The organism is Alkalicoccobacillus porphyridii, from assembly GCF_007293315.1.
Classification (GTDB): Bacteria; Bacillota; Bacilli; order Bacillales; family Bacillaceae_D; genus Alkalicoccobacillus; species Alkalicoccobacillus porphyridii.
In genome coordinates, this window is record NZ_VLXZ01000390.1 from 1 (window position 1) to 241 (window position 241).

Here is a 241-nt window from a genome sequence, read left to right on the forward strand (position 1 = left end):
TTTGGGAATGTAGATATTGGCAACGACCGCACCACCGTAGGCCAGTGCGCATGCGGCCAGGGCGACGAGGACATGCCAGTCAGCCAGCACACCACCGGCTACGGAACCGAGCAAAATCGCCGCTATGGTAGAAGCTTCCATTAAACCGTTAGCTTTCACTAACTTACTACCCGTGGTTAATTCGCCGAGAATACCGTATTTCGCCGGTGAATAGGCTGCAGCACCAACACCCACCAGCGTA

General features: G+C 54.8%; 1 pseudogene. It reads right to left on the reverse strand.

The window, feature by feature from the left end:
- A pseudogene (locus tag FN960_RS24690) lies at nucleotides 1-241 on the reverse strand (lysophospholipid transporter LplT); the annotation flags it as partial.